Raw genomic sequence first — 17,720 nt, 5'->3', positions numbered from 1 at the left:
GGCGTCCTAGCTCAGCACCAGGGAGAAGACGTCGCCGCCGAGGACGGGCAGGTCGAAGCTGTCCAGCGTGTCGCCCGCGGTGGCGTAGCGCCCGCCGCCCACCCCGCCGATCAACACCTGGGCCCACGCGCCGACCGTCCAGTTGGTCGGCGAGGTCGTCGAGAGCGGCGTCCACGCGCGGGCGTACTCCTGGTTGGATCCCAGCGAGGCGACGCCGCCACCGACCAGCCACGGCACGGGCCCCGAGCCGGACAGGATGTGGCGGATGGTCGTCCCGAGCGTCACGTACACGCGCTGGTTCTGGAGGTACAGCGGGACCTCGGGGACGACGGTCGTCCGCCCGCGGAAGGACAGCGAGGTCGCCGGGGCGGTGCGCTGCGCGAGGTAGGTCGCGGTGGCGGCGGTGAGGTCGCTCCAGGAGGCGGCGCCGATCAGCACCGCGTTCTCCTGCGGGCCGACCGCGCCGGTGCCGTCCGCGGCGGTGAAGGTCGGCGGGTACAGGAGCCGCCAGTAGGGCATCGGCGCGAGGCTGCGCAGGTCCACGACGCCGCCCGCGCCGCCCGCGGAGGAGGGGACGGCGAACCCCTGCAAGGACGACAGGAACGGATCGAGCGCGACGGCGGTCCCGTACTGCGCGCTGGGCACCTGGACGACGTCGACGGTCGTGCTCCCGGCGCCGACGAACCCGTTGAGCGGGCTGGCCTCCGGGTCGACGGCCTGGTGGCTCTGGAAGTCCAGGCGCAGGCGCATGCCGGCGTCGAGGTCGACGTAGCGGTTGGCCTGGTCGAAGCCGTAGCGCAGGTACAGGCACTCGGCGAACGTCTGCGGCAGCGCCTGGGCCAGCCAGCCGCGGATCAGCGGGAGCCGGCCCGGCTTGAGCCCGAGCCCCTCGAGCGCGAGCAGCAGCTGGTCGAAGTCGGCGCGCACGGTCCGGGCCGCGGAGAAGTCCCACACGCCGGTGCCGTTGCCGCCGGCGGCGGTGATCGTGTACGGCGGCCGGCCACCGCCTCCGGTCGGCGCGACCGTGAAGACGCCCACCCTCAGCGGCAGCCTGGGCGCGCTCGCGAACACGTCGTCGATACCGACGGTCACCGGGTTGTTGACGACCCCCGCAGACGTTCCGGGATAGACGTAGATCACTCCGCCGGCCGTGCCGAAGAAGTAGTTGATGGACGTGGCGACAGCGACGGACGATTCCACACGAGCCTCCTCGCTCTCGCGCAGCATCCCACAGCAATAGCGAACAGCCAACTTTAAGTTTTTCTTGACTCAGCAGTCCGGCGGATCTACGGTGCTCGCTCAATCCACGAGCGGCAGAGGAGGACCGATGGCCATCACGCCAAGCACCTGTGACGTGTTCATCCAGGTCTGGGTCGACATCAACCCGATCATCCAGGGGCAGGGATCCGAGGGCGTCTACCTGGTCGACAACCGCGTCAGCTCGGGCAGCACCGGCGGCGGCACGTCCGCGCTGGACACCAACTGCACCAACAACTCCACCGTCTGCTGGCAGATCATCCCGATCGACCCGAACGCCGATCTGACGCAGTTCCAGATCCAGTCGATCGGCAACAGCAACGCGTGGGGCAACACCGGTCAGCCGCAGAGCGCGAGCAGGGACAACACGATCTTCACCGGGCAGGTCGAGAACACCGGGAGCGCCCCCTACTCGTTGGCGCTGGACGTCAACTTCACCACCGTCACCGTCAACCCGAGCGTCACCGTCTCATGAGCTTCGGCACCGCACAGACCCCCGGCACGGCCCAGATCGAGCCCGTCAGCGCGCTCTCCGGCCTGCAGCCACAGACCGCCATCGCCATCGCGATCGACACCGCCTACGTCGCCTCGGTCGGCGGCGGCGGGATCACCGAGGGCATCTACATGTTCGACAACCGGATCAACAACGGCAGCACGGGGGAAGGCTCGCTCGAGCTGCACACGCACTGCAACGTGCAGGACCTGCTCGGCTTCGAGGTCTACCCCATCAACTCGGCCTCGTCGGCGGGCGACACCGTGGAGATCACCGGCTTCAACGTCTCCCAGGGGTCGGTCTTCGGCTCGCAGGGCTACCCCATGGAGCAGACGTCGAACTACTGGATCGGCCAGGCCACCACCGCCGGCTCGCAGACGTACCAGATCCGCGTGCTCGTGACGATCGGCGGCATCCGCCCGACGAAGTACAACGTCTACTGGGACCCGTTCATCACCGCGGCGTGAGGGTCGCCGCTCGGCGATGCCCCTGCGGTGGGGGCGCCCCGTTGGTCACCCCCACCGCACGGGCATCGGCACGCCGGCCGCGGCGTCGCTGACGGCGCGGGCGGTCGTGGCGAAGGCGTCGGCGCGCTGCTCGGCGGCCTCCGCCACGGTCGTGAGCAAGGACATCATGTCGGTGAGGCTCGGGGCGTCCTGGTGGGACAGGTGCTCCAGGAGCTCGGGGTCCCAGCCGCCGACGCCGGTGGTCATCAGGGTCTCGCCGCGGCGGGTGATCTCCAGGCCGACGTCGCGGCGGTCGGCCGCGCTGACCCTGCGAGTGATCAGCTGCGCTGCGACGACCCGGCGGATCACACCGTTGGTCCCGCCCGCCGTCAGCTGCATCTCGCGGGCCAGCTGCCCGGGCGCGATCCGGCCGGCGCGGCGGACGATGTCGAGCGCGAGCAGGTCGGTGGCGTTGACGTCCCGGCGCGTCGCGGCCGCCGCCGCGCGCTGACGCGCGGCGGCGGCGACGAGGCGGTCCAGGGCGTCGGCGATCTCAGCGGCGCTCGCCATCGGCCAGGTCCTGGGTGAGGTCGCGGGCCGCGCGCAGGACGTGCGGCAGCACGGCATCGATGTCCATCCGCCGTCCCGACGCGCTGACCGCCGCGACGACCTCGCCGTCGAAGACCACCGGCGCCGCGACCGCGCGCACGCCGGCCTGGTACTCACCGTCCTCGATCGCGTGCCCGTCGGCCCGGATCTGCACGAGCTCCTCGTCCAGCTGCGCGGCCTCCGTGATCGTCCGGTCGGTGTGCGGCGCCAGCCCCGCTGCGACCAGCGACCTGCGCCAGCCGTCGCGGTGGGCCAGCAGCAGCTTCCCGCCCGCGGTCGCGTGCGCCGGGACCAGCTCGCGCAGGTGCGGGTGCTCGTCCTGGGAGCCGAGCGCGGCGTGACACAGGCACACGACCGACCCGTACGACGGCGCCACCAGGTGCGCCGCCATCCGCGACCGCTCGTGCAGCAGCTCCACGTACGGCCGCCCGCGCCGCGCGACCGGCGAGTGCTCCAGCACCTGCGCGGCCAGCGCGACCAGGCGCATCGTCGGCGCGTAGATCCGCCGCGTGTCGCCGCTGCGCTGCACGTAGCCCTCGACCACAAGCCTCTCCAGCACCCGCCGCATCGTCCGCGGATGCGTGTCGATCGTCGCCGCCAGCTGCGGGGCACTCAGCGGCGACAACGCGAGCATCTCCAACGCCCGCATCGTTCTGGCCACATGCCACGCATCGCCGGCCGGGTCCGTCCCTTCGATTTCCGGCCCTGCCTCCATGCGACAGCACTACAGCAACCCGCGCCACCGCGGTCGACGGCCAATCTGCACCCCGACCTTCTTGGTCCGGACCGTTGGCGGCCGCGGACACCGTCCTGTCCCCCGCTTCTAGACGTCCAGGCGCAGGACGTGCTGCGGCCCGGCGTGGCCGCCCTCGTAGATCCCGACGCCCGCGTCGACGAAGCCGGTCGCGGCGTAGAGGGCGATCGCCGGCGGGTTGTCGGCGTTGACCGTCAGCAGCACGGCCGTGCGGCCCGGGAAGCGGGCGCGGACGTAGTCCGGGAGCGCGAGCATCGCGGCGCGACCGACCCCTTGTCCCTGCAGCGCGCGGTCGATCACCAGCGCGCGCAGCCCGAGGATGTGCGCCCCCGCGGGCGCGCCCGGGACGCTGCGCGTGTCGAGCTGGAAGTAGCCGACGGGCGTCCCGTCGCGCAGGATGACCACCGACTCGCGGGCGCTCTCGCGATCGGCGACCGGGATCGACGACGCGGGCGTCCCGCCGAAGCGCACCTGCTCGGGCGCGACGGTGATCCGGAGCGCGGCGTCGCGCAGCTCCGGCGTGAGCGGCGAGAGCGTGATCGTCCCGGTCGCGCTCATCAGGGAGCCTGAGCTACTCGACCTCCTGCGCGGCGGGCGCCAGCAGCCGCGCGAGGTCGGAGGTCGACAGCGGGCCGATCCCGTCGTGGTGGGTGAGGTCCAGGTGCACGGGCGTCACCGCGACGTGCCCGCCGGCGACCGCGACGAGGTCGGTCCCGGGCTCGTCCTCGTAGCCGGGGTCCGCGCCGTAGATGAAGTACGTGCCGTCGCCCTGCTCGCGCAGGCGGTCGCGGTAGATGCGCTTGCCGAGCTTGGCGACCTCGACCCCGTGCGGGACGCCCGCGGGCACGTTGATGTTCAACAACGTCGAGGGCGGCAGCGGGACGTCCTCGAGCGACGCGACGATCCGCGCGACGAAGCGCGCCGCGGTGTCGAAGACGAAGTCGTCGCCGAGGCGGAAGTCCATCTCGCGCTTCTCCGACTGCTGGGAGACCGCGAGTGCTGGGAGACCCAGCAGCACGCCCTCCATCGCGGCGGCGACGGTCCCGGAGTAGGTGACGTCGTCGCCGAGGTTGGACCCGTGGTTGATGCCGGAGACCACGACGTCCGGCGTCCAGTCCTCGATCAGCCCCAGCGACGCGAGCCGCACGCAGTCGACCGGCGTGCCGTCGGTCGCGTAGCCGTGCGTGCCGTCGGGGAACGCGATCCGCTCGACGGCCAGCGCGCGGCGCACGGTGATCCCGCGGCCGATCGCGGAGCGGTTGCCGTCCGGCGCGATCACCACCAGGTCGATCCCGGGGACGCTCGCGAGCAGCTCCACGCGCAGCGTCTGCAGGCCTTCGGCGTCGATCCCGTCGTCGTTGGTGAGCAGCACGCGCATCGCTTCGCAGCCTACTCGCGGGGCCGGTTTGTTTGGCGGGTGGCCGACCTTGGGAACGCCGTAGACGGGCTGAGGAGACCCACCCGTACCGTCCTACCTTGAGGAGACCAAGTCCACCATGTTGTGGCTCATCCTGGGCGTCGTGCTGCTCGTCATCGCGATCGCCGGCGGCGCCATCGTGCACCCCATCCTGTTCGTCCTCGCCATCCTGGCGCTGGTGTTCTTCTTCAACGGCTACCGCGGGCGCGGCGCAGCGTTGTAGCTGAAGCTCAGTAGCCGACGGACGCGAAGTACAGCCCGTGCGGGGGCGCGGTGGGACCCGCCTCCGCACGTGGGCGTCCTTCCAGCAGGCGCGTGAAGTCGTCCAGCGACCGCCGCCCGCCTGCCACCTCGAGCATCGTCCCCACCAGCACGCGGTTCATGTGGCGCATGAACGCGTCGGCGGTGATCCAGAGCTCGAGGACGTCGTCCTCGCGCTCGACCCACTCGGCGCTCATGACGACGCGCTCGAAGCGCACGTGGTCGGTGATCGTCGGGGTGAACGCGGTGAAGTCGTGTTCGCCCAGGAGCGCTGCCGCGCACGCCTGCAGCGCCGCGCGGTCGATCCGGTGCGGCCAGTGCAGCGCGCGCCGGACCTCGAAGACGCTCGGCAGCCGCCGCGTCAGGATCCGGAAGCAGTAGGTCCGAGAATGCGCGTCACGGCGCGCGTCGAAGCCGGCGGGCGCCGGGTCGCACGCCAGCACCGCGACGTCGTCGGGCAGCAGCGCGTTGAGGCCGTCCAGCGTGACCGGGTCGCCGACATACGACGCGACCTGCCCCCACGCGTGGACGCCGCGGTCGGTGCGCCCGGCGACCGTGAGGTCGGCATGGCGACCACCGCGCAACACGGCGATCGCCTCCTCCAACGTCCCTTGCACCGTCCGCAGACCAGGCTGCCGCGCCCAGCCCGCGAACCCCGACCCGTCGTACTCGACGGTGAGGCGGCTAGTTCCGCCCGCCAAGGATGTTCAGCAGCGAGAGGAAGATGTTCACGATCGAGACGAAGATCCCGGTCGCGAGCCAGATGACGTCGTCCTCGGTCGCGTGGCGGCGCAGGTAGTTGAAGTCCACGATCAGGATCGCGGCGGAGAGGCCCAGGACCGCCAGCGAGATGATCGGCGAGCCGCCGGTGCCGAACAGCCACGCGACGAGCGAGATCGCGATGACGCCGAGCAGCGCCCACGACAGCGGGCGGATCCAGCGGGCGAGGTCCTTCGACGTCGCCGTGCCGTAGGCGCCCATGCCGAGCGTGATGAGCGCCGTGCCGCCGGCCGCCTGGTAGACGGTCTCGGGGTCGGTGTTGGCGTAGTAGCTGAGGATCGGGCCGAGGCTCAGGCCCAGCAGCAGCGCGAAGCCGAACAGCCAGGCGATGCCCAGTGAGCCGACGCGCAGCGGTGCGACGAACGACTGCGCCAGGACCATGCCGAACGCCACGAAGCCCAGGATCCGGGCCGTGGAGTAGTCCATGTCCTTGCCGACCACGGCGCCGACCGCCAGGAACGCCAGCGCGATCCCGACGAGGAACATGACCTGGCCGAACAGGGTGGTGGTGCTGACGCGCGCGCGGACGCCGGCGCGGGTCGCTGCGTAGGTGCCGAAGGGATCGTCGCTCATGTGCAGCGGAGGGTACCTCTTGGCGCGCGGCCCGCAAGCGAGTAGAACGGTGGACGTGCGCAAGCTCCAGGCCCAGGGCGTCCACCACATCACGATCGTCGGCGCCGACCGGCAGACGTCGATCGACTTCTGGGAGGGGGTGCTGGGGATGCCGTTCGTCTTCGACCAGCCGAACCTCGACAACCCCGACGAGGGGCACCTCTACTTCGATCCGGGCGACGGTCGGCTGATCACGGTGTTCTCGAACGAGACCCGCGCGCCGGTGTTCGACCGCACGCCGATGGAGGTCGGCTGCGTCCACCACCTGGCGTTCGCGGTGAGCGCCGCGACCTTCGCGCAGGCCGTCGAGCGCCTCGACGAGCGCGGCATCGCGCACAGCGGCGTCAAGGACCGCGGCTTCATGGACTCGATCTACTTCAAGGACCCGCTGGGCCTGCTGATCGAGCTCGCCTCCTACCGCTTCGTGCCGCCGGAGGGCTTCACCCACGCCGAGGTCCTGCTGGAGGCGCACAAGCTCCGCGTCGAACGCAACGACTACAACATCGCCCCGATCCACCTGGCGGACGCGATCGAGTTGATGGTCTTGCGCTCGCGGGAGTCGCTCAGCGCGGACCGGACGCCGAAGGACCCGTACAACAGGGTCAACGGCAGCTAGGTGTTCGCGGAGAACACCTATCGACCGTTCACCTCGTCGAGCGTCGCCTGCTAGGCGTCCGCGGCGGCCTTCGTCTCGAGCACGTCGAACGACCAGATCTCGCTGGCGGTCCCGATCGGGCCGCCCTCGCGGTGCTGGGCGTGGCCCGCGGCGAAGTCGGCGGACTTCACCCACGCGGTGAAGTCGTCCTCCGAGCGCCATTGCGTGACGACGAGGCACACCTCACGCTCGTCGTTCGGCCGCAGCAGCTGGAAGCCCTCGAACCCCTCAGCCCCCTCGACCTTCCCGGCCCGGCTCGCGAACCGCTCCGCGAACTCCTCGAACCGCTCCTTGGGAACCGTGATGGCATTGATCTTGACGACGCTCACACCTTGATCCTGCCACACCACGCCGCACCTCGGTCTCGGCCTTGGTCAACGGTGCATTTTGGTTCGCATGGGACCCAAATGCACCGTTGACGAGACTCTCGGCCATGACGCCTCGCGCCCGGCGCGACGAGCGGCGCGGCCAGAAGCGGTGGTCACGCCGCGAGAGTGGAGGCGCGTCTACCGAGGTCGCTTAACGACGACGGGCGCCCCCGAAGGGGCGCCCGTCGTGAAGCACGTGGTGCTCGAAGCTCAGACGAGCTCGATGAACACCATCTCGGTCGAGTCGCTGCGACGCGGGCCGAGCTTGAGGATGCGGGTGTAGCCGCCGGGACGGTCCGCGTAGCGGGGGGCGACTTCCTCGAAGAGCTTGTGGACCGCGAACTTGTCCTGGCCCAGGATGCTCAGCGCCTGGCGACGGGCGTGCAGGTCGCCCTTCTTGGCGAGCGTGATCAGCTGCTCGACCTCGGGCTTGACGGCCTTGGCCTTCGCCTCGCTGGTCTTGATGCGCTCGTGCTCGATGACCTCCTTGCAGAGGTTGGCGAGCAGCGACTTGCGGTGCGCGGAGTCGCGGCTGAGCTTGTGACGGGTCTTCTGGTGGCGCATGGTTCTCTCTCGTTACTTTCAGTCGTCGCGCAACGCAAGACCGCGCGCGTGCAGCGTCTCGATGACCTCGTCGATGGACTTCTTCCCGAAGTTCGGGATCGCGGCGAGCTCGCCCTCGGACTTCGAGATCAGGTCGCCGACCGTCTGGATCCCGGCGCGCTTCAGGCAGTTGTACGAACGCACACCCAGCTCGAGCTCCTCGATCAGGATGTCATGCATCGGGCCCTGCGACGTGGCGCCGGCACCGTTGACGCCTGCCACCTGGCCGGCATCCAGCGCGCCGCCCGGACCGGCGCGGAGCTCCTCGATGCGGTCGGCGTCGGTGAAGATCGCCAGCTGCGAGATCAGGATCTCGGCGGCCTCGCGCAGCGCGGCCTGCGGGTCGATCGACGAGTCGGTCTCGATGTCGAGCGTAAGCTTGTCGTAGTCGGTGCGCTGGCCGACGCGCGCCTGCTCGACGGCGTAGGCGACGCGGCGGACGGGCGAGAAGATCGAGTCGATCGGGATGACGCCGATCGGCTGGTCGGGAGACTTGTTCTCCTCGGCCGGGCGGTAGCCGCGGCCGCGACCGATCGTCATGTACATCTCGAGCTTGGTCTTCTTCTCGAGCGTCGCGATGTGCACGTCGGGGTTGAGGATCTCGACGCCCGCGGGCAGGTCGATGTCCTTCGCGGTGATCTCGCCCGGGCCGGTGACGACCAGCGGGGCCTCGATCTCGGTCGCGTCCGAGTGCATCCGGCAGACGATGCCCTTGAGGTTCAGGACGATGTCGGTGACGTCTTCCGTCACACCCTTGATCGTCGAGAACTCGTGGGCGACGCCCTCGATCCGGACGCTGGTGACGGCGGCGCCGGCCAGCGAGGACAGCAGCACGCGGCGGAGCGAGTTGCCGAACGTGTAGCCGAAGCCGCGGTCGAGGGGCTCGATCACGAACGAGCCGCGATGCTCCTCGACGGATTCGCTGGTGATGCGAGGGATCTGGAAGTCGAGCACTGGGAGGTCCTGGTTCTTCGTCGTTGTGCCCGGCTGATGGCTGAGGGGGAGTCGCCGGGCCTCTCGCGCAGGCCCTCCCGCGTTGCTTGGTGCGGGAGGGCGCGCGGTCAGTCGGTCCTGCTTGCTACTTGGAGTACAGCTCGACGATGAGCTGCTCCTGCACGGGCGTCGTGATCTCACGACGCTCCGGCTTGCGGAGCACCTTCGCCGTCAGGCCGTCATGGTCGGCCTGCAACCACGCCGGGACCTGAGCGGTGAGCTCGGTCGCGTCGCGGATGATCGCCTCGGCGCCGGTCCCGACCTTGACGGCCAGGACGTCGCCCTCGCGGACCTGGTAGCTGGGGATGTCGACGCGGCGGCCGTTGATCGTCCAGTGACCGTGGCGGATCATCTGACGGGCCTGGCGGCGGGAAGCGGCGAAGCCGAGGCGCACCACGACGTTGTCCAGACGCGACTCCAGGAGCATCAAGAGGTTCTCACCCGTGATGCCCTCCTGGCGCGACGCCTTGTCGTAGTAGCGGCGGAACTGCCCCTCGAGCACGCCGTAGTACCGGCGGGCCTTCTGCTTCTCGCGCAGCTGCACGCGGTACTCGCTCTGCTTCTGGCGGCCACGACCGTGGTCGCCCGGCGGGTACGCGCGGCGCTCGACGCCGCACTTGTCGGTCAGGCAGCGCTCGCCCTTCAGGAAGAGCTTCTGCCCTTCGCGGCGGCACTGCTTGCACTGAGGACTGGTGTCACGAGCCATGCTGGATTCCTAGACGCGGCGCCGCTTGCGGGGGCGGCAGCCGTTGTGGGCCTGCGGGGTCACGTCCTTCACGCCCGTCACCTCGAGGCCGGCGGCCTGAAGCGAGCGGATCGCGGTCTCGCGGCCGGAGCCGGGACCCTTCACGAAGACCTCGACCTTCTGGAGGCCCTGCTCGATGCCCTTGCGGGCAGCGGCATCGGCCGTGACCTGCGCGGCGAACGGAGTCGACTTGCGGGAGCCCTTGAAGCCGGCACCGCCGGCGGACTCCCACGCGATGACGTTGCCTTCGCGGTCCGTGAGGGAGACGATCGTGTTGTTGAACGAGGTCTTGATGTGCGCCTGGCCGACAGGGATGTTCTTCTTCGGCTTGCGGCGACCACGCTGGGGGCGCTTGGGTGCGGGCACTACTTCTTACCAGCCTTCTTCTTACCCGCGATCGACATGCGCTTCGGGCCCTTGCGCGTGCGAGCGTTGGTCTTGGTGTTCTGCCCCCGGACCGGCAGGCCGCGCCGGTGGCGCAGGCCGCGGTAGCACCCGATCTCCATCAGGCGCTTGATGTTCTGCGAGCGCTCACGACGGAGGTCGCCCTCGACGGTGAGGGCGTCGACGCCGTCACGCAGCTTGGTGACCTCGTCTTCCGTCAGGTCGCGGACGTAGGTGTCCGGGGCGATCCCGGCGTTGCTCAGAAGCTTGTTCGACGTCGAACGGCCAATGCCGTAGATGTAGGTCAAACCGACCTCGACGCGCTTGTTCAGGGGGACGTTGACCCCGGCGATGCGTGCCATAAAGCTAGCCCTGACGCTGCTTGTGGCGGGGGTTCTGGCAGATGACGAGGACCGCGCCGTGGCGACGGATGATCTTGCACTTCTCGCACATCGGCTTGACCGACGGTCGTACCTTCATGGTCCCTTTCCAAGAGTTTGGCCCGACGACGCGCTCTGGCCGCCGCTAAGGCCGCCGCTGCTACGTCACGGATGGCGCGCACGCAGGGGCATTGCGCACGCGCGGACAGTTGAAGATAGCAAAGGGCGATCCGTGCCGTCTTGACCCGAACGATTGCCGGGTGACGGCTGGGTTCGATCCTCGCTCTTGCCCCTCTTCAGAGTCTTCGTAACGCCTGAAGCGTTACAGCCCGTCCTCGCCCTCGTGCCACGGGTTCATGATCCGCGGCCCGTCGGCGGTGACGGCGATGGTGAACTCGAAGTGCGCGGCCAGCGACCCGTCCTGGGAGTAGATCGACCAGCCGTCGTCGCCCATCCGGACCATGTGGCGCCCGGCGGTCGTCATCGGCTCGACGGCCAGGACCATCCCCGGCTCCAGCAGCGGGCCCTTGCCCGGGTCGCCGTAGTTGGGGATCTGCGGCTCCTCGTGCATCTCGCGCCCGATGCCGTGGCCGACCAGCGAGCGGACGACCGACAGGCCCTCGCTCTCGACGGTCCTCTGGACCGCGTGCGAGACGTCGCTCAGCCGGTTGCCCGGGCGGCACTGCTCGACCGCGTCGAACAGCGACCGGCGCGTGACCTCCAGCAGCTTCTCGGCGACCGGCGTGACCTCGCCGACCGGGAACGTCACGGCGCCGTCGGCGACCCAGCCGTCGTAGGTGACGCCGATGTCGACCGAGATGATGTCGCCCTTGCCGAGCCGGTAGGGCCCCGGGATGCCGTGGACGACCATCGCGTTCGGTGACGCGCAGATCGACCCGGTGAACCCGCGGTAGCCCTTGAACGAGGGCACGGCGCCCTGAGAGCGGATGTACTTCTCGGCGGCGGCGTCGAGCTCGGCGGTCGAGACGCCTTCGCGGATCCTGCCCGCGATCAGCTTCATCGTCCGGGCGTGGATGGCGCCGGCGGCGGCCATCTTCTCGATCTCGGCTGGGGACTTCTTGATGATCACGGCAAGCGGCTCCTGCCGCGAGAGGTTAGAGCTCGTCTTCGAGGCGCAGCGTCGCGACCGTCGCACGGATGTGGTCGTGCACCTCGGTCGGCGTGCGCGTTCCGTCGAACCTGCGCAGCAGGTTGCGGCCCTCGTAGTAGTCCACGAGCGGCTCGGTCTGGTCGTGGTAGACGGCGAGGCGCTTGCGGATCGTCTCCGGCTTGTCGTCGTCGCGCTGGATCAGCTCGGAGCCGTCCAGGTCGCAGCGACCCTCCTGCTTGGGCGGGTCGAAGTCGACGTGGTAGACGCGGCCGGCGCGCGAGACGCGGCGACCGCTCAACCGCTTGACGATGACCTCGTCGGGCACGTCGATCAGCAGGACCGCGGAGATCTTGCGACCGACGTCCTGCAGCGCGGCACCGAGCGCGTCGGCCTGCGGGACCGTGCGCGGGAAGCCGTCGAGCAGGAAGCCCTCGGCCGCCTCGTCGGAGGCCAGCGCCTCCAGGATCACGCCGATGATGACCTCGTCGGGGACGAGGTCGCCGGCGTCCATGTACTCCTTGGCCTTCTTGCCCAGCTCCGTCCCCTGGGCGACCGCGTCGCGCAGGATGTTGCCGGTGGCGTAGTAGGGCAGGCCGAAGTCCTCGGTCAGCTTCTCGGCCTGGGTGCCCTTGCCGGCGCCCGGCGGGCCGACCAGGATGAGGTTGAGTTCAGACACGGCTTGCTCGGCGATCGCGGGAACGTTGGAGTGCGCGGCCTGCTGGCCGCGGACCTCAGGGAAGTCGGCCATCCTACTTGAGGAAGCCTTCGTAGTTGCGCATCATCAGCTGCGCCTCGAGCTGCTTCATCGTGTCGAGGGCCACGCCGATGACGATCAGCAGCGACGTGCCGCCGAACTGGAAGTTCTGCGTCGCGCTCGTCGCGGCGATGACGACCGTCGGCAACGCCGCGACCGCGGCCAGGTAGAGCGCGCCCGGGAACGTCAGCCGCGCCAGGATCCGGTCCAGGAACTCGGCCGTCGGGCGGCCGGGCCGCACCCCCGGGATGAAGCCGCCGTACTTCTTCAGGTTGTCGGCCTGGTCGACGGGGTTGAACGTCACCGCCGTGTAGAAGTACGTGAACAAGATGATGAAGATCGACTCGCCGATGACGTACGGCGCCTTCCCCGGGTTGAGGAAGTTCGCGACCGAGTGCGTCGCGGGCGTGTTGATCAGCTGGCCGACCGTGGGCGGGAACGCCATGATCGACGCCGCGAAGATGACCGGGATGACGCCGGCCATGTTGACGCGCAGCGGCAGGTAGGTCTGGCCGCCGCCGCTCATGCGCCGGCCGATCACGCGCTTGGCGTACTGCACCGGGATCCGCCGCTGGCCCTCCTGGATGAAGACCACCGCCGCCACGACCGCGAGCGCCAGGAACGGCATGATCACGACGAAGACCTGGTCCGGGTTGTTCCACCAGGACTGGATGCCGCCGGGCAGGCGCGAGACGATCGACGCGAAGATCATCAGCGAGATGCCGTTGCCGATGCCGTGCTGGGTGATCAGCTCGCCGAACCACATCAGCAGGATCGTGCCCGCGGTCAGCGAGATCACGATCAGGAAGACGTGCGGCGTGTCGAAGTTGGCGATGATCTTCTCGCCCGTCGACGGCGCCAGCGACTTGAACAGGAACACGTAGCCGATCGACTGCGCGAACGCCAGGCCGACCGTGAGGTAGCGCGTGTACTGCGTGATGCGCGCCTGGCCGACCTCGCCCTCCTTGGAGAGCTTCTCCAGCGACGGCACGACGACGGTCAGCAGCTGCAGGATGATCGACGCCGTGATGTAGGGCATGATCCCCAGCGCGAACAGGGCGATGCGGCTGAGCCCACCGCCCGAGAACGTGTTCAGCAGGCTGAGGATGCCGCCGCCGCCGAACGACTCCTGGGCGTCCTTGACGGCCTGGACGTTGACGCCCGGGACCGGGATGTGGGAGCCGACGCGGTACAGCGCGAGGAGCAGGGCCGTGAAGGCCAGCTTCTTGCGGATTTCCGCGACGGTGAAGGCGCTCAGGATCGTGGACAGCATGAGAGGCGTGGAAGGGTAACGGACCGGGGCCGAACTCCGTCCGCCCCATCGAGGAGTCCCTGCTGATCCGGCAGATCAGGCAGATCCACTAGCGACCCCTGCGCCGCTTGAGCTTCATGAAGTCGTTGAGCTGCTCGCCGCCGAGCCCGAACGAGGGCTCCCCCGCGACCTGGTCGCGGTAGATCGCCAGCGCGTAGAGCTGCTCCATCGCGCGCGACGTCGTCCACGCGGCGGCCAGCAGCGCGGCGCCCGCGACCGCGATCGCGATGCCGCCGGCGCCGCCGACCGCGATGCCGGCGAACAGCGCCAGGATGCCCGGGATCGACGCCAGGGCGGTGATCGCGCCGACGCCGATCGTGCCGACCAGGCCCTCGCCCCAGCGCGCGCGGAAGATCTCCAGCGAGCGCCTGCCAGCTTCGACCGGGCCCACGTCCTCGACGGCCAGCACCGGGACCGCGAACATCGTCGCCAGCGACCACGCGACGCCGCCGATCCACGAGAGGACCACGCCGCCGAGCGGGATCCGCTCGGCGACCTGGCGCAGCAGGAAGCCGACGACGACCGCCACCAGCGACCAGCCGAGGATCGCGCCGAGGCGCTCGTTGGCGGCGCGGAAGCCGTCGCCCAGCGAGCAGTGCCTCCCGTCGAACCGCGCCTGCGCCATGCGCAGCAGCGCGACGTTGCAGTAGGTCGACACGGCGGTCGACGGGTACGAGAACAGCGCCGCGCCGACGCCGACGGTGAGCCGCATGTCGTGCCCGCTGCCCAGCAGCGCGGCGGCGAGGCCGAACAGCAGCGCTGCGGCGAGCACGTTCAGGACCGTCGCGAGCGCCGCGATCGCGATCAGCGACCGGTCACCGCGGAACAGGTCCCACACGCGCTTCATCCAGAACCAGCTGCGCTTCCAGCGCCCGTCCGGCACCTGGACCCACCCGCCCTGCGGTCCCAGCCGCAGCGACGCCCCGCTCTCCCGCCCACCCTGATCTGCGCTCATGATCAGAAAGTCTGTCAGAACATGGTGAGGTTTCTCATCCGATGTTCGTCCACCCCGGAACGACGAAGGCCCCGGCGGGAACCCGCCGGGGCCTTCATCAAGTCCTACAAGAAGAAGCGGCGAGCTACTTGCTCTCCACCTCGACGACCGTGCCGCCGGCGCCCTCGATCGCGGCCTTCGCCCCGGCCGAGAACTTGTGCGCGTGGACGGTCAGCGGCTTGGTGATCTCGCCCTTGGCGAGGATCTTCACCGGCACGTCGGACCTCTTGGCGAGGCCGGCGGCCTTCAGGGCCTCCAGCGTCACCTCGGCGCCCGAGTCGAAGCGGGCCTCGAGGTCCTGCACGTTGACGCCCTGCGTCTCGGTGCGGAACATCTCGAACGGCATCGACTTCTTCATGTGCGGGCCGCGCAGCTTGCGCATCCGCATGTGGATCGGCATCTGGCCGCCCTCGAAGCGGGCACGGCTCTTGGAGCCGGCGCGCGAGCCGTAGCCCTTCTGGCCACGCCCCGAGGTCTTGCCGGTGCCGGAGCCCTCGCCGCGGCCGATGCGCTTGCGCGCCTTCCGCGAGCCGGGGGCCGGCTTCAGGTTGTGGAGACCGATCGCCTCGGCGCCGGTCTCGTCCGTCTTGGTCTCATCGGCCATGACGTCTAGCCCTCCTGGACTTCGATGAGGTGGCGGACGCGGTGCAGCATGCCGCGCGTCTGCTCGTTGTCGACGACCTCGACCTCGTGGCCGATGCGGCGCAGCCCGAGGGACTCGAGCGTCGCCAGCTGGCGGTGCGTCGAGCCGTTCTTGGACTTGACCTGCTTGATCTTGACCTTGTCAGCCATCAGGCCGACGCCTCCTCGCCCTCGGCGGGCGTCTCGTCAGCGGCGGGCTCTTCGGCGGCGGGCTCCTCGGCGGCGACCTCGGCCTCGGCCTCGGGGGCCTCCTCCTCGGCGGGCGCCTCGGCAACCGCCACGGCGCCCTCCTCGGACAGCGACTCGGCGCCGTCGCCGTGGTCGTTGCTCAGGCCCAGGACCTCGGCGATCGACAGGCCGCGGATCTCCGCGACCTCCTCCGGCGTGCGGAGGTCCTGGAGCCCGGCCAGCGTGGCCTTCACCAGGTTGATCGGGTTCTGGGTGCCCAGCGACTTGCTGAGGATGTCGTGGATGCCGGCGAGCTCCAGGACGGCGCGGACGCCGCCACCGGCGATGACGCCGGTACCGGGCGAGGCCGGCTTCAGGAGGACCTGGCCGGAGCCGAAGATGCCGACCACCGGGTGGGTGATCGTGGCACCGTGCTTCGGCACGCGGTACAGGTTCTTCTTGGCCTGCTCGACACCCTTCTGGATGGCGATCGGGACCTCGTTGGCCTTGCCGTAGCCGATGCCGACGACCGACTGCTCGTCACCCACGACCACCAGGGCCGTGAACGAGAAGCGCCGGCCGCCCTTGACGACCTTGGCGACGCGGTTGATCTCGACGACCCGCTCCTGCAGGTCGAGGCCGACCGGCGAGACTGCGCGATCGGCGAAGCTGTCGTGCTTCATACGGTGAGGCCTCCCTCGCGGACGCCCTCGGCGAAAGCCTTGACGCGTCCGTGGTACTGGTAGCCGCCGCGATCGAACACGGCGGACTCGACGCCCGCGGCCTTGGCGCGCTGCGCAAGCAGCTCGCCGGCCTTCGCGGCCTGCTCGGTCTTCTTGAGCTCGCGCAGCTCGGGCTCGGTCCACTGGACCGCGGCGATCGTGCGGCCGTCGATGTCATCGACGAGCTGCGCGGCGATCCCGCGGTTGGAACGGAACACCGAGATGCGCGGACGCTCGGCCGTGCCCGCGACCTTCGCCCGGACGCGGCGGCGCCGCTTGAGGCGGCGCTTCTCAGGGGTGGTGATGCTCATGCTCGCTTACCGACCTTGCGGGCGACGTACTCGCCCTCGTAGCGGATGCCCTTGCCCTTGTAGGGCTCCGGCGGACGCTGCTTGCGGATGTTGGCGGCGATCTCGCCGACCAGCTGCTTGTCGATGCCCTTGACGATGACCCTCGTCGGCACCGGGACCTCGAAGTCGATCCCGTCCGGCGCCTTGATCGACACCGGGTGGGAGTAGCCGAGGGCCAGCTCCAGGTCCCGGCCCTTGAGCGCGGCGCGGTAGCCGACGCCCTGGATCTCCAGGGTCTTCTGGTAGCCGTCGGTGACGCCGACGACCATGTTCGCGACCAGCGAGCGGTAGAGCCCGTGCATGGCACGGTGCTCACCGCGGTCGGTCGGCCGCGTGACGGTGATGATGTTCTCGTTCTGCTCCACCGTGATGTCACGGTGGATGCGCTCGACGAGCTCGCCCTTCGGCCCGTTGACACGGACCGACTCGGGCTCGATGGCGACGGTCACCCCTGCGGGGACCTCGATGGGCTTGCGACCAATGCGGCTCATGAAGCGATCACCAAACCTTCGCCACGACTTCGCCGCCGATGCCTCGGCGGCGAGCCTCGTGGCCGGTCATGACGCCCTGGGACGTCGAGACGATGGCGGTGCCCATGCCGCCCAGCACCTTGGGGATGCCGGTGGCGGGGACGTAGTAGCGCTGGCCCGGACGCGAAGCGCGCTGCAGCCCGGACACGACGGACTTGCGGTCCTCCGTGTACTTGAGCTGGATGCGGATCAGCGAGCCCGGGTGGTCGGTCGAGGGCTCCTCGGTCTCCCAGGCCTCGATGTAGCCCTGCTCCTTGAGGATGCGGGTCATCTCGCGCTTGAGCTTGGACGCGGGGATCTCGACGACGTCGTGCTGCGCACGGATCGCATTGCGAATCCGCGTCAGGTAGTCGGCGACAGGATCGGTCATCGACATGGGG

27 protein-coding genes and 1 pseudogene are annotated in these 17,720 nt (G+C 69.8%); 4 read left to right on the top strand and 24 right to left on the bottom strand.

Annotated features, from left to right (window positions below):
• Positions 1 to 6: 6 nt before the first annotated feature.
• Positions 7 to 1,200: a hypothetical protein gene (locus tag H030_RS0107470; protein WP_155891896.1), complete on the bottom strand. Its 1,194-nt coding sequence runs from the start codon at positions 1,198 to 1,200 to the stop codon at positions 7 to 9.
• A gap of 127 nt (positions 1,201 to 1,327) precedes the next feature.
• On the opposite strand from H030_RS0107470, the gene H030_RS36595 reads away from it, so the two are divergent.
• Together H030_RS36595 and H030_RS0107460 are read left to right on the top strand one after the other, a co-directional pair.
• The gene (locus tag H030_RS36595) at positions 1,328 to 1,732 is read left to right on the top strand and encodes a hypothetical protein (protein ID WP_155891895.1); all 405 of its coding nucleotides are present in this window, start codon (positions 1,328 to 1,330) and stop codon (positions 1,730 to 1,732) included.
• On the top strand, positions 1,729 to 2,217 hold the full coding sequence (locus H030_RS0107460) for a hypothetical protein (protein ID WP_051221968.1): 489 nt from the start codon (positions 1,729 to 1,731) through the stop codon (positions 2,215 to 2,217). Before H030_RS36595 ends, H030_RS0107460 begins: the two co-directional genes overlap by 4 nt.
• A gap of 45 nt (positions 2,218 to 2,262) precedes the next feature.
• On the opposite strand, the gene H030_RS36590 is transcribed toward H030_RS0107460, so the two are convergent.
• The 4 genes from H030_RS36590 to surE all read right to left on the bottom strand — a co-directional run bounded on the left by H030_RS36590 (position 2,263) and on the right by surE (position 4,937).
• Positions 2,263 to 2,766: a MarR family transcriptional regulator gene (locus tag H030_RS36590; protein WP_051221966.1), complete on the bottom strand. Its 504-nt coding sequence runs from the start codon at positions 2,764 to 2,766 to the stop codon at positions 2,263 to 2,265.
• Positions 2,750 to 3,466 carry an IclR family transcriptional regulator gene (locus H030_RS36585; RefSeq protein WP_196809033.1) on the bottom strand — a complete coding sequence of 239 codons (717 nt, stop codon included), beginning with the start codon at positions 3,464 to 3,466 and terminating at the stop codon, positions 2,750 to 2,752. Before H030_RS36585 ends, H030_RS36590 begins: the two co-directional genes overlap by 17 nt.
• A 162-nt stretch (positions 3,467 to 3,628) precedes the next feature.
• Positions 3,629 to 4,117 carry a GNAT family N-acetyltransferase gene (locus tag H030_RS0107445; protein ID WP_035125980.1) on the bottom strand — a complete coding sequence of 163 codons (489 nt, stop codon included), beginning with the start codon at positions 4,115 to 4,117 and terminating at the stop codon, positions 3,629 to 3,631.
• A gap of 13 nt (positions 4,118 to 4,130) precedes the next feature.
• On the bottom strand, positions 4,131 to 4,937 hold the full coding sequence (surE, locus tag H030_RS0107440; RefSeq protein ID WP_027005653.1) for a 5'/3'-nucleotidase SurE: 807 nt from the start codon (positions 4,935 to 4,937) through the stop codon (positions 4,131 to 4,133).
• A gap of 118 nt (positions 4,938 to 5,055) precedes the next feature.
• Between surE and H030_RS39600 the strand changes: the two genes are divergently transcribed.
• Positions 5,056 to 5,199, top strand: coding sequence for a hypothetical protein (locus tag H030_RS39600; RefSeq protein WP_196809032.1), 144 nt, complete (start codon positions 5,056 to 5,058; stop codon positions 5,197 to 5,199).
• A gap of 7 nt (positions 5,200 to 5,206) precedes the next feature.
• Here the strand turns inward: H030_RS39600 and truA are convergent, their stop codons facing one another.
• Both truA and H030_RS0107425 read right to left on the bottom strand, forming a co-directional pair.
• A complete protein-coding gene (gene truA, locus H030_RS0107430; RefSeq protein ID WP_027005652.1) occupies positions 5,207 to 5,938 on the bottom strand; it encodes a tRNA pseudouridine(38-40) synthase TruA in 732 nt (243 codons plus the stop codon).
• Positions 5,922 to 6,590 (bottom strand): Bax inhibitor-1 family protein, encoded by a 669-nt coding sequence (locus tag H030_RS0107425; RefSeq protein ID WP_027005651.1) that lies wholly within the window; start codon positions 6,588 to 6,590, stop codon positions 5,922 to 5,924. Before H030_RS0107425 ends, truA begins: the two co-directional genes overlap by 17 nt.
• A 55-nt stretch (positions 6,591 to 6,645) precedes the next feature.
• On the opposite strand from H030_RS0107425, the gene H030_RS0107420 reads away from it, so the two are divergent.
• Positions 6,646 to 7,245 (top strand): VOC family protein, encoded by a 600-nt coding sequence (locus H030_RS0107420; RefSeq protein WP_027005650.1) that lies wholly within the window; start codon positions 6,646 to 6,648, stop codon positions 7,243 to 7,245.
• A 50-nt stretch (positions 7,246 to 7,295) separates the two neighbouring features.
• Here H030_RS0107420 and H030_RS0107415 read toward each other — a convergent pair whose 3' ends face one another.
• The 17 genes and pseudogenes from H030_RS0107415 to rpsH form a co-directional block, all read right to left on the bottom strand.
• Positions 7,296 to 7,613, bottom strand: a complete 318-nt coding sequence (locus H030_RS0107415; RefSeq protein ID WP_027005649.1) for an antibiotic biosynthesis monooxygenase family protein — start codon at positions 7,611 to 7,613, stop codon at positions 7,296 to 7,298.
• A gap of 249 nt (positions 7,614 to 7,862) precedes the next feature.
• Complete coding sequence (rplQ, locus tag H030_RS0107410; RefSeq protein ID WP_027005648.1) at positions 7,863 to 8,216, bottom strand: 50S ribosomal protein L17; 354 nt, start codon at positions 8,214 to 8,216, stop codon at positions 7,863 to 7,865.
• Between the two features lie 18 nt (positions 8,217 to 8,234).
• Positions 8,235 to 9,209, bottom strand: a complete 975-nt coding sequence (locus H030_RS0107405) for a DNA-directed RNA polymerase subunit alpha (protein ID WP_027005647.1) — start codon at positions 9,207 to 9,209, stop codon at positions 8,235 to 8,237.
• A gap of 124 nt (positions 9,210 to 9,333) precedes the next feature.
• Complete coding sequence (rpsD, locus tag H030_RS0107400) at positions 9,334 to 9,954, bottom strand: 30S ribosomal protein S4 (RefSeq protein ID WP_027005646.1); 621 nt, start codon at positions 9,952 to 9,954, stop codon at positions 9,334 to 9,336.
• Between the two features lie 9 nt (positions 9,955 to 9,963).
• Complete coding sequence (gene rpsK, locus H030_RS0107395) at positions 9,964 to 10,359, bottom strand: 30S ribosomal protein S11 (protein ID WP_027005645.1); 396 nt, start codon at positions 10,357 to 10,359, stop codon at positions 9,964 to 9,966.
• Complete coding sequence (gene rpsM / locus H030_RS0107390) at positions 10,359 to 10,739, bottom strand: 30S ribosomal protein S13 (protein WP_027005644.1); 381 nt, start codon at positions 10,737 to 10,739, stop codon at positions 10,359 to 10,361. Before rpsM ends, rpsK begins: the two co-directional genes overlap by 1 nt.
• Positions 10,740 to 10,743: 4 nt before the next feature.
• On the bottom strand, positions 10,744 to 10,857 hold the full coding sequence (gene rpmJ, locus H030_RS38305) for a 50S ribosomal protein L36 (RefSeq protein WP_037400725.1): 114 nt from the start codon (positions 10,855 to 10,857) through the stop codon (positions 10,744 to 10,746).
• A gap of 222 nt (positions 10,858 to 11,079) precedes the next feature.
• Positions 11,080 to 11,847 carry a type I methionyl aminopeptidase gene (map, locus tag H030_RS0107380; RefSeq protein ID WP_027005643.1) on the bottom strand — a complete coding sequence of 256 codons (768 nt, stop codon included), beginning with the start codon at positions 11,845 to 11,847 and terminating at the stop codon, positions 11,080 to 11,082.
• A 25-nt stretch (positions 11,848 to 11,872) separates the two neighbouring features.
• Positions 11,873 to 12,616: an adenylate kinase gene (locus H030_RS0107375; RefSeq protein ID WP_081690589.1), complete on the bottom strand. Its 744-nt coding sequence runs from the start codon at positions 12,614 to 12,616 to the stop codon at positions 11,873 to 11,875.
• 1 nt (position 12,617) lies between these two features.
• Entirely contained in the window at positions 12,618 to 13,895 is a 1,278-nt protein-coding gene (gene secY / locus H030_RS0107370) for a preprotein translocase subunit SecY (protein ID WP_027005641.1), read from the bottom strand.
• Positions 13,896 to 13,983: 88 nt separating this feature from the next.
• Entirely contained in the window at positions 13,984 to 14,889 is a 906-nt protein-coding gene (locus H030_RS0107365; protein WP_155891893.1) for a DUF6159 family protein, read from the bottom strand.
• Between the two features lie 124 nt (positions 14,890 to 15,013).
• The gene (gene rplO, locus H030_RS0107360) at positions 15,014 to 15,532 is read right to left on the bottom strand and encodes a 50S ribosomal protein L15 (RefSeq protein ID WP_231398383.1); all 519 of its coding nucleotides are present in this window, start codon (positions 15,530 to 15,532) and stop codon (positions 15,014 to 15,016) included.
• Positions 15,533 to 15,537: 5 nt separating this feature from the next.
• On the bottom strand, positions 15,538 to 15,720 hold the full coding sequence (rpmD, locus tag H030_RS0107355) for a 50S ribosomal protein L30 (RefSeq protein ID WP_027005638.1): 183 nt from the start codon (positions 15,718 to 15,720) through the stop codon (positions 15,538 to 15,540).
• Between the two features lie 185 nt (positions 15,721 to 15,905).
• Positions 15,906 to 16,421: pseudogene (gene rpsE, locus H030_RS30110) on the bottom strand (30S ribosomal protein S5); the annotation flags it as partial.
• A complete protein-coding gene (gene rplR, locus H030_RS0107345; protein WP_027005637.1) occupies positions 16,418 to 16,771 on the bottom strand; it encodes a 50S ribosomal protein L18 in 354 nt (117 codons plus the stop codon). The gene rplR and the pseudogene rpsE, both read right to left, overlap by 4 nt.
• Positions 16,768 to 17,301: a 50S ribosomal protein L6 gene (rplF, locus tag H030_RS0107340; protein WP_027005636.1), complete on the bottom strand. Its 534-nt coding sequence runs from the start codon at positions 17,299 to 17,301 to the stop codon at positions 16,768 to 16,770. Before rplF ends, rplR begins: the two co-directional genes overlap by 4 nt.
• Positions 17,302 to 17,308: 7 nt before the next feature.
• Positions 17,309 to 17,716, bottom strand: coding sequence for a 30S ribosomal protein S8 (gene rpsH / locus H030_RS0107335; protein ID WP_027005635.1), 408 nt, complete (start codon positions 17,714 to 17,716; stop codon positions 17,309 to 17,311).
• Between the last annotated feature and the right edge of the window lie 4 nt (positions 17,717 to 17,720).

Source organism: Conexibacter woesei Iso977N, from assembly GCF_000424625.1.
GTDB lineage: Bacteria > Actinomycetota > Thermoleophilia > Solirubrobacterales > Solirubrobacteraceae > Baekduia > Baekduia woesei_A.
The sequence above is the reverse complement of the archived record's forward strand: the minus strand, read 5'-3'. Positions and strand labels throughout refer to the sequence as shown.

Bases quoted from the DNA above. Each gene is read 5' to 3' on its own strand.
- H030_RS0107365 (WP_155891893.1), bottom strand. From the start codon at position 14,889: ATGAGCGCAGATCAGGGTGGGCGGGAGAGCGGGGCGTCGCTGCGGCTG.
- H030_RS0107425 (WP_027005651.1), bottom strand. From the start codon at position 6,590: ATGAGCGACGATCCCTTCGGCACCTACGCAGCGACCCGCGCCGGCGTC.
- H030_RS0107460 (WP_051221968.1), top strand. From the start codon at position 1,729: ATGAGCTTCGGCACCGCACAGACCCCCGGCACGGCCCAGATCGAGCCC.
- rplR (WP_027005637.1), bottom strand. From the start codon at position 16,771: ATGAGCATCACCACCCCTGAGAAGCGCCGCCTCAAGCGGCGCCGCCGC.
- surE (WP_027005653.1), bottom strand. From the start codon at position 4,937: ATGCGCGTGCTGCTCACCAACGACGACGGGATCGACGCCGAAGGCCTG.
- H030_RS36595 (WP_155891895.1), top strand. From the start codon at position 1,328: ATGGCCATCACGCCAAGCACCTGTGACGTGTTCATCCAGGTCTGGGTC.
- rplF (WP_027005636.1), bottom strand. From the start codon at position 17,301: ATGAGCCGCATTGGTCGCAAGCCCATCGAGGTCCCCGCAGGGGTGACC.
- H030_RS36590 (WP_051221966.1), bottom strand. From the start codon at position 2,766: ATGGCGAGCGCCGCTGAGATCGCCGACGCCCTGGACCGCCTCGTCGCC.
- secY (WP_027005641.1), bottom strand. From the start codon at position 13,895: ATGCTGTCCACGATCCTGAGCGCCTTCACCGTCGCGGAAATCCGCAAG.
- rplO (WP_231398383.1), bottom strand. From the start codon at position 15,532: ATGGCCGATGAGACCAAGACGGACGAGACCGGCGCCGAGGCGATCGGT.
- H030_RS0107375 (WP_081690589.1), bottom strand. From the start codon at position 12,616: ATGGCCGACTTCCCTGAGGTCCGCGGCCAGCAGGCCGCGCACTCCAAC.
- rplQ (WP_027005648.1), bottom strand. From the start codon at position 8,216: ATGCGCCACCAGAAGACCCGTCACAAGCTCAGCCGCGACTCCGCGCAC.
- H030_RS39600 (WP_196809032.1), top strand. From the start codon at position 5,056: ATGTTGTGGCTCATCCTGGGCGTCGTGCTGCTCGTCATCGCGATCGCC.
- rpsD (WP_027005646.1), bottom strand. From the start codon at position 9,954: ATGGCTCGTGACACCAGTCCTCAGTGCAAGCAGTGCCGCCGCGAAGGG.
- H030_RS0107445 (WP_035125980.1), bottom strand. From the start codon at position 4,117: ATGAGCGCGACCGGGACGATCACGCTCTCGCCGCTCACGCCGGAGCTG.
- rpmJ (WP_037400725.1), bottom strand. From the start codon at position 10,857: ATGAAGGTACGACCGTCGGTCAAGCCGATGTGCGAGAAGTGCAAGATC.
- rpmD (WP_027005638.1), bottom strand. From the start codon at position 15,720: ATGGCTGACAAGGTCAAGATCAAGCAGGTCAAGTCCAAGAACGGCTCG.
- rpsH (WP_027005635.1), bottom strand. From the start codon at position 17,716: ATGTCGATGACCGATCCTGTCGCCGACTACCTGACGCGGATTCGCAAT.
- rpsM (WP_027005644.1), bottom strand. From the start codon at position 10,739: ATGGCACGCATCGCCGGGGTCAACGTCCCCCTGAACAAGCGCGTCGAG.